This window comes from Nitrosomonas sp. Nm132, assembly GCF_900100485.1.
Taxonomy (GTDB): domain Bacteria; phylum Pseudomonadota; class Gammaproteobacteria; order Burkholderiales; family Nitrosomonadaceae; genus Nitrosomonas.
In genome coordinates this window covers 24,103-32,224 of sequence record NZ_FNDH01000032.1, presented here as the reverse complement: position 1 = coordinate 32,224, position 8,122 = coordinate 24,103, and the positions used below count along the sequence as shown (strand labels likewise).

Genomic DNA, 8,122 nt, shown 5'->3' with positions numbered 1-8,122 from the left:
TTGCGAGGAGTTCAATGCTACTGAAACCTTCTTTCCTCGATCTGGACTTCGTCTGATCTTTAAATTGGGGTCATCTTAAAATCGTCGGGATCAGGTGGTCTGAAGTTGTACTATTATGGTGTGCGGATCCATATCATAGGACGCAGCCAACCAGGCTCATTGCCGATCCCTGAGTACATTGGTGTCACCGGCGCCAGCGAGCATGATGGCAAGATATTTGATCAGATTCGGCCACAATTGCACAACAACGAACTGTATGGTGATAAAGCTTATCAACGGCCCGACGCCGAAGAGGTCAGACAAGCTCAGAATCTGACCGTCTTGACACCGGTTAAAAAACAAAAAGGGCAACACTATCTGGAACCACAGGATCAATGGTTGTCTACAGCGGTTTCTCGCATTCGGCAACCGATTGAAGCATTATTTGCCTGGATTGAAGAAAAGACAGGCATTGAATGTGTGAGTCAAGTTCGTTCTTATAAAGGGCTTATGGTGCATGTATTTGGAAAGCTGGCTGCGGCTCTGTTTTTCTGGAATTTTTTACGAGTTAGCTCTTAATTCACATTTAAGGTGATGAGTTACAAAGCAGATGGCAATCTCATTGAGGTGGTTGAGATGTCGGAATATCAAATCAATTCAGAGTTTCCCATGGGTTTTTTTTTGATCAATAAGGTGATGGTGGCAGAATTTAATTTTGTTACTGAATGGCGCATTGGTGCGCCTTTATCCCAGGTGTACGATGTTATTTCCGATTGCTTGGATTGGCCCAAATGGTGGAGAGGGGTTGAGAAGGTGGAAAAGCTTTTTCCTGGTGATGCGGATGGAGTAGAGAGTGTGCATCGCTTTACCTGGAGGGGACGAATTCCTTACCAGTTTACTTTCGATATGCGTGTGACGCGTGTTGTGCCGCTTACCCTAATAGAAGGGCAAGCCAGCGGTGAAGTGATTGGAATCGGGCGGTGGAATTTTTCTTATGAGGGCGCTATGACTGTGGTGCGCTACGAGTGGCGGGTACGTACCAATCGACTGTGGATGAATTTCATTGCCCCGATTGGACGGCCTGTGTTCAGTTGGAATCATCATCAGGTGATGCGGCAAGGTGCAGAGGGGATGGCGCGCTTGTTGAATGCCAGATTGGAGTCCGTTCACACTTCGACACACTCAATGTGAATGACGCTCAGTGTGAATGGCGTTATTAAGACATTGCTGCTTGTTTTCAGCAAAAAAGTTTTCTACGTCAGCTAGATTCCGGGTACGTTTCATAGGTGGCAGGCTTTGCCAGATGCGCTTGCCATAGGATTGGGTAATCAGACGCGGATCACAAATCATCAGCACTCCCCGGTCATTCTCATCTCGGATGAGGCGTCCGGCACCTTGCTTCAGGTTGATGATGGCGCGAGGCAATTGATATTCCATGAAGGCATTGCGGCCTTCTTTATTGATTTTTTCGATACGCGCTGACAGTACTGGATCATCCGGCGAGGCAAATGGTAATTTGTCGATGATGACCAATGAGAGCGTTTCACCCCGCACATCAACGCCTTCCCAGAAGGATTGGCTGCCGATGAGGATGGCATTGCCCAGCTCGCGAAAACGCTCCAGCATGGTGGTGCGTGATCCCTGGCCTTGCAGTAATAATGGGAAATCAAGTCGTTCCTGTTCAAACGTTGCTTGTAATAGCTCATAGACCTGCTGCATGGCGCGCAAGCTGGTACATAAAAAGAATGCACGCCCGTGACTGGCTCGCAATACCGGCAGCGCGGCCTTGACCATACATTCGGTATAGCTGCGGTCATTGGGATTAGGGAGGTGGGTGGGAACATACAGCAGTGCCTGCTGAGAAAAATCAAATGGGCTGCTCCAGCTGATTGATTGGGCAGTTGCTAATCCCATCGCCTGGTTGTAATGGGAGAAATCGTTTTTGACTGCTAGGGTTGCCGAGGTAAATATCCAGGCGCGCGGCGAAGCATTTAACTGTTTATTGAATATTTCAGCGATAGACAAAGGGGTGGCATTGAGCTGCAAGGCATGACTGAACGTCTCCACCCAGCGAACATAGCCTTCGTCTTCGATTTGCTCGCACCAGCGTTTGATGCTGGCAAGAATGGCAGTAGCGCGGTGCCAGCAGTTCTCCAGCCCTTGTGAGCGAACCGCCTGATTTTCAAGTAGGCTGACGAGTTGCGTGAGTTTTTCCTGCAGAATGGTTAATGTATCCTTGAAGCCAGGATTTTGCATCACTGTGGTGGATGGCAGGCGGGAGTTTTCTCCAGCAATGGTTAAACGTAAATCACGGGTTGCTTTTTCCATGGCAGCCACTGCTTCGGGGAGCGGAACGAAGTCCTTGGCATTGAGCAATGCTTCAGTCTCGGTATCGCGGGCGAGTTCCAACAACCGACTGGTGCTGACTGATTCGCCAAAAAACAGGCTGGCGACTTCCGGTAGCTGATGCGCTTCATCAAAGATGACTGTATTGCAGGCAGGTAGCAACTCGGATAGTCCTTCATCGCGTAACATCACATCAGCAAAGAATAAATGATGATTGACCACGACAATATCGGCTGAGAGCGCGCGTTTGCGCGCCTCCATGACAAAGCATTGCTTGTAATTCGGACATTCTGAGCCGAGGCAGTTATCGCGAGTGGAAGTTACATGCTGCCATATGGCCCCATTCTCCGGAACTTTGCTGAGCCCGCTTTTATCCCCATGCCGACTGGTATGGGCATAGCGTTCGATCAGTCCTAGATATTTGGTTTCATCACGGGATGCGAAACTGAGACGATCGGATTGTAATGTTCTTTCCAGATGATAATGACAGATATAATTGGCACGGCCTTTCAGCAGCGCAACCGTAACCGGGGTTTTCAGGGCTGCGCGTACGGTCGGAATATCCCGGTTAAATAGCTGATCTTGCAATGTTTTAGTGCCAGTGGAGAGAATTACTTTGCCACCCATGAGTAGAGCGGGCACCAAATAAGCAAATGTTTTTCCAGTGCCAGTACCGGCTTCTGCTACGAGCACACCATGATGCGCAATCGTATCTGCTATGGCCTGCGCCATTTGCAATTGCTGGGTACGGGCACGATAGCCCGGTATGGTATGGGCCAGCAGGCCATCCTCAGAAAAAATAGTAGCAAGATCAGACATGGAAAAATTTTTGTCAGCTAAAATAACGCCTTCATGGAATGAGTGGTAGGTAGAGCAAATTGGTTTAATTTAATTCTGCATACTTTAAGCAGATCCTGAGAATCGATATTGAACGGGTTGATTGCTTTTATTTGTTGAAATTGAATTGAGAACTTTCGCTCAGTGCTCGTAATATGAAATGATAGTTTTTATCTCACTTTTATATCATTCCTATCATATCGGTAGGGTGAAAACCTGATTATAGCAACCATCACCTGAAAAAAGATTTTCAGGATGACTATACGCGTAATGAACAATTTTTTTATTCAAATTTTCGTTTTTTTCATTTTAATTGGTTCATCTGCTGTCGCAATCGCAGCTGAACAGCCTAATCAACCGAAAAATGAGCAGCCAGTGTACATTGAGGCAGACCAAATAGAAGGTTATCCTCAACGAGAAGTAGAAGCTACAGGAAAGGCCAAGTTGCGGCGCGGCGATCAGGTAATATCAGCCGAGCATATGAAGTATTTTCCTACTACTCAAGATGCCGTAATTGAGGATAAGGTACATCTTGAACGAGAAAAAGATGTGGTGGAAGGAACGCATCTCAGGTTCAATCTGGAAAGTAAAACCGGGGAACTGCATCAGCCCAGTTATTATTTAAAAGAAGGAGGTGGGCGTGGAGACGGGAATTTGTTTTTATTTGAAGGAGAAGATCATTATCGGATAAAAAAGGGGAACTATACGACTTGTCCGGTCGGAAACGATGATTGGTTCATACGAGCAGAAGACCTGGAAATCGATCATGAGGAGCAAATAGCGACTGCGCGTCATGTCAGTGTTTCATTCAAGAATGTTCCCATTCTCTATTCGCCATGGTTGAATTTTTCCTATAGCGGAAAACGAAAAACAGGCCTTCTTGCACCCATTATGGGGAATACGGCGAGAAGTGGCGTGGAGGTATCGTTGCCTTTTTACTGGAACATCGCGCCTAACTACGATGCAACGATCACACCGCGAGCCATGAGCAAGCGCGGCATCATGCTCAATAACGAATTCCGCTATATGGGTGAGACACTGGGTGGGCACGCGATGTTCGATATATTGCCTGATGATCTGATAACCAATGATACTCGCTATGGTTTGTTCTTGAACCATACTCAGTATCTGGGTAGAGGCTGGACGGGTAATGTTGACTACAATCTGGTTTCTGATCGTGACTTTTTCCGTGATCTGGGCAATAACGTTGCCCTTACATCCAGAACCAACCTGTTGCAGCAGGTAGTTACCTCTTATAACGGTAGTTTGGGTCATAATAACGCGATAAACTTTACTACGCTCGTTCAGAATTTCCAAACGCTTCAGGATCCCAGGAACCTCATTACACCTCCTTACAAGCGTTTACCCCAGTTCTCCTTGACAGCGTCCCAACGGAATATCTATGGAATTGATCTTGATTTTACCAGTATCTGGACGAACTTTTATTTCGAAAGCCAACGCTTGCCAGATGGACAAAAATTAAGCTTGGCCGATGGGTTGCGCTTGGTGCTGTTCCCCAGTGTCAGCGTGCCTTTGCAAACGTCGTTTGGTTATATCAAACCCAAGGTAAGTTTGCATCACACCCGATATAATTTGAATGAGCCGGTGAGCGCAAAGGGAGATACCAATCTCGATCGTACCGTACCGATATTCAGTCTCGATAGTGGCATTGTATTTGAACGGGATACGATGTTCAGGAATGAAAAATTTGTGCAAACGCTCGAGCCACGTGTTTACTATCTCTATGTTCCCTTCCGGAATCAGGATGGTCTTGTTTTTCCCAATTTTGAATCAGCCGAGATGGATTTCAGCTTCGCACAGATTTTTACTGAGAACCGGTTCAGTGGCCATGACCGGATCAATGATGCCAATGAAATTACGTTTGCTTTAACTTCTCGTCTCATTGAATCAACAACAGGTAATGAGCGATTACGGCTAGCAGCAGGTCAGCGGATACGTTTTGCAGACCGGAACGTAGTGCTAAGTACACAACAAACCACCAGTAATAAATCAGATTTTATTGCGGCTATTTCAGGACGTATTACGCCTGTGATTACGACTGATACGAGTGTTCAGCTTGATGAAAGTGAATTCCGCACAGAAAAAATTCGTACTGGCGTAAGCTATCACCCACAGCCAGGCAAGGTGTTCAATATTGGCTATCGTTATACCCGGGGGATACCTGGTTTGGTACAAACCAATCCATTTTTCCTACCGCCAGGAGTGGGTCTGGAGCAGGTGGACGCATCAACTCAATGGCCATTCCTGAAAAATTGGCAAGGAATGGCAAGTATTAACTATTCGTTGAAGGATGATAAGCTTTTGGCTGGACTGGTAGGATTGGAATACAATTCATGCTGCTGGTCATTGCGCATGGTGCTTAACCGATTTATTACGGCAACGGAGAAAACTTCTACCGCATTTTTTGTCCAACTTGAGTTAAACGGCTTGATGCGAATGGGGAATAATCCGATACGAGTGTTACGGCAGGGAATTCCGGGCTATGCGCGAACAAGCGAGCAGTAAGCAAATTAGATTAATACAAATAATCGGAATAAGTGGGTATTGTGAAGAATATAATCGAGATAGCTAACTATCTCATTAATAAGACAGGATTTTCTTGTCAAATTGTGTTGATGCTAACCATCATGGCAGTGGCGGGAAAAGCCATTGCAGAACAGACCGTTGCTCCCAATCAGGTGATTCCAGTCGATCATATTGTTGCTGTCGTTAATGAGGAAATCATTACCCGCAATGAACTCAATGATGTGATTCAGAATACCACCAGACAGCTGCAGAAACAGAGAGTACAACTTCCACCTTCGGACGCGTTGGAGAAACAATTATTGGAACGTCTTATTCTTACGCGGATACAGTTGCAGCGTGCGAAGGAGCTGGGCATATCCGTTAGCGATACTGAGCTTGACAAAACGATTCGCAATATCGCCAAGGAGAATAATCTATCGATGGGAGAATTCTATGCCGCGCTCCAACAGGATGGCATCGGTTTGAGTCAATTTCGGGATGAGATACACAATGAAATCATAGTGACGCGATTAAAGGAACGGGAAGTAAGCAGTCGTATCAATGTGACAGAAGGTGAAATAGACAATTTTCTACGTACCCAGGAAACCTCATCGATCGGTAATGATGAATATCATGTGGCACATATTCTGGTTCAGATCCTAGAACAAATGGATGCAACTCAGGTTGAAGCAAAACATCAACGTGCTGAAGCTGCTTTGAGAAAATTGCAAGAGGGTGTTGAATTTGCACAAGTTTCAGCAGAATTTTCTGATGCGCCCAATGCCATGCAGGGTGGAGATCTCGGATGGCGGCCTATCATGCAAATGGGGCCTACTTTTGCTGAAATGTTGGTTACCATGCAACCCGGTGAAGTGACACCCCTCATTCAGAGTCCTGTAGGCTTTCATATTCTCAAGTTACTGGGTCGACGCCCGCAAGAAACCCCTGTGGTCATCATCAATCAAACGCACGCCCGGCATATTCTTATTAAAATCAGCGAGCTGATATCAGAAGATGATGCCCATCGTATGATTTTGCAGATCAAAGATCGCATTGATAAAGGGGCTAATTTTGCAGAAACGGCGAAGGCTTATTCTGAAGATGCCAGCGCCTCATCGGAGGGTGATCTCGGATGGCTTTCTCCCGGTGATACTGTTCGTGAGTTTGAACAAGCCATGGATGCGCTTTTACCTGGCCAAATTAGCACACCTGTAAGAACCCAGTTTGGTTGGCACTTGATTCAGGTAATCGAGCGCCGATCACAAGATGTGAGTGAGCAGCAGCAGCGCCAAACTGCACGTAAGGCGATCCACGCACGGAAGGCTGAAATGGTAATGCAGGAATGGTTGCAGCAGCTACGCGATCAGGTTTATGTGGAATACCGGTCTGAAGATACTCAGCGGTAGCCTTGAGTTGAAATACATGCCCATCCTTGCATTGACGGCTGGCGAGCCAGCGGGTATTGGTCCCGATTTGTGTGTTCAAATTGCGCAGGAAGCTTTATCTTGTCGACTCGTGGTCATTGCTGATCGTGACATGTTGCAACAGCGCGCAGCATTGTTACGGTTGCCCCTGGAAATAATTGAGAGGCCCGCTGCTTATTTCAGTGAGCATGAACCTGGTAGTCTGCAAATCGCGCATACACCGGTCAACGTACCGGTTTCTCCCGGTAAACTCGATTCGGCGAATGCGAGCTATGTACTTAGAACGCTGCAATATGCGGTGCAAGGATGTCAAAATGGAATGTTTGATGCCATGGTGACGGCTCCTGTTCACAAAGGAATCATCACCGAAGCGGGCATACCTTTTACGGGGCATACCGAATACCTGGCAGAAATGACGCGCAGTCAGGTGGTCATGATGTTGGTGGGCGGTAGCATGCGCGTAACGCTTGCTACCACGCACTTGCCATTGAAAGAGGTTGCTGCGGCGATTACGGCTGACAGGCTGGAACAAAAATTACGCATTATCCACCATGAGTTGGTTGACCGCTTTTTTATCCATAATCCCTGTATTGTCGTTGCAGGACTCAATCCTCATGCGGGGGAGTCTGGTCATATGGGGCGTGAAGAGATCGATGTCATCATTCCGGTACTGAACAAACTTCGTGCTGAAGGCATGAATTTGCTTGGGCCCTTGCCGGCTGATACGTTGTTCAATCCAGCACGATTGAAGGAGTATGATTGTATTCTTGCCATGTATCATGATCAAGGACTGTCTGTGCTCAAGTATGCAAGTTTCGGGACGGGGGTCAATGTTACGTTGGGGCTTCCGATTATTCGAACGTCGGTGGACCATGGCACCGCCATTGATTTGGTGGGAACAGGACAGGCTAATCCAGGCAGTTTACGAGCGGCCATAGAATTGGCAATCGCGCTGGCCCAAAAGCAGCATGCTTCGCAGCAATCCTGAGATTCCATAAGCCACCCCCGTT

General features: G+C 47.0%; 6 protein-coding genes. 5 read left to right on the top strand and 1 reads right to left on the bottom strand.

Features of this window, described 5'->3' with window-relative positions:
* The first annotated feature begins 105 nt into the window (after positions 1–105).
* Entirely contained in the window at positions 106–558 is a 453-nt protein-coding gene (locus BLP80_RS10940) for a transposase (RefSeq protein WP_218120434.1), read from the top strand.
* 15 nt (positions 559–573) lie between these two features.
* Positions 574–1,170, top strand: coding sequence for an SRPBCC family protein (locus BLP80_RS10935; protein WP_256325056.1), 597 nt, complete (start codon positions 574–576; stop codon positions 1,168–1,170).
* On the opposite strand, the gene BLP80_RS10930 is transcribed toward BLP80_RS10935, so the two are convergent.
* Positions 1,162–3,144 (bottom strand): DNA repair helicase YoaA, encoded by a 1,983-nt coding sequence (locus BLP80_RS10930; protein ID WP_090543172.1) that lies wholly within the window; start codon positions 3,142–3,144, stop codon positions 1,162–1,164. The two genes, BLP80_RS10935 and BLP80_RS10930, sit on opposite strands and share 9 nt — an antisense overlap.
* A gap of 273 nt (positions 3,145–3,417) precedes the next feature.
* On the opposite strand from BLP80_RS10930, the gene BLP80_RS10925 reads away from it, so the two are divergent.
* The 3 genes from BLP80_RS10925 to pdxA are packed head-to-tail and all read left to right on the top strand — an operon-like array spanning position 3,418 to position 8,100.
* Complete coding sequence (locus BLP80_RS10925) at positions 3,418–5,688, top strand: LPS-assembly protein LptD (RefSeq protein ID WP_256325055.1); 2,271 nt, start codon at positions 3,418–3,420, stop codon at positions 5,686–5,688.
* 41 nt (positions 5,689–5,729) lie between these two features.
* The gene (locus BLP80_RS10920) at positions 5,730–7,094 is read left to right on the top strand and encodes a peptidylprolyl isomerase (RefSeq protein ID WP_256325054.1); all 1,365 of its coding nucleotides are present in this window, start codon (positions 5,730–5,732) and stop codon (positions 7,092–7,094) included.
* On the top strand, positions 7,060–8,100 hold the full coding sequence (gene pdxA, locus BLP80_RS10915; RefSeq protein ID WP_090543168.1) for a 4-hydroxythreonine-4-phosphate dehydrogenase PdxA: 1,041 nt from the start codon (positions 7,060–7,062) through the stop codon (positions 8,098–8,100). Before BLP80_RS10920 ends, pdxA begins: the two co-directional genes overlap by 35 nt.
* The last annotated feature ends 22 nt before the right edge of the window (positions 8,101–8,122 follow it).

What these genes read in the sequence shown, in the direction of transcription:
- pdxA (WP_090543168.1), top strand. Translation starts at nt 7,060, where the DNA reads ATGTGGAATACCGGTCTGAAGATACTCAGCGGTAGCCTTGAGTTGAAA.
- BLP80_RS10925 (WP_256325055.1), top strand. Translation starts at nt 3,418, where the DNA reads ATGACTATACGCGTAATGAACAATTTTTTTATTCAAATTTTCGTTTTT.
- BLP80_RS10930 (WP_090543172.1), bottom strand. Translation starts at nt 3,144, where the DNA reads ATGTCTGATCTTGCTACTATTTTTTCTGAGGATGGCCTGCTGGCCCAT.
- BLP80_RS10935 (WP_256325056.1), top strand. Translation starts at nt 574, where the DNA reads ATGAGTTACAAAGCAGATGGCAATCTCATTGAGGTGGTTGAGATGTCG.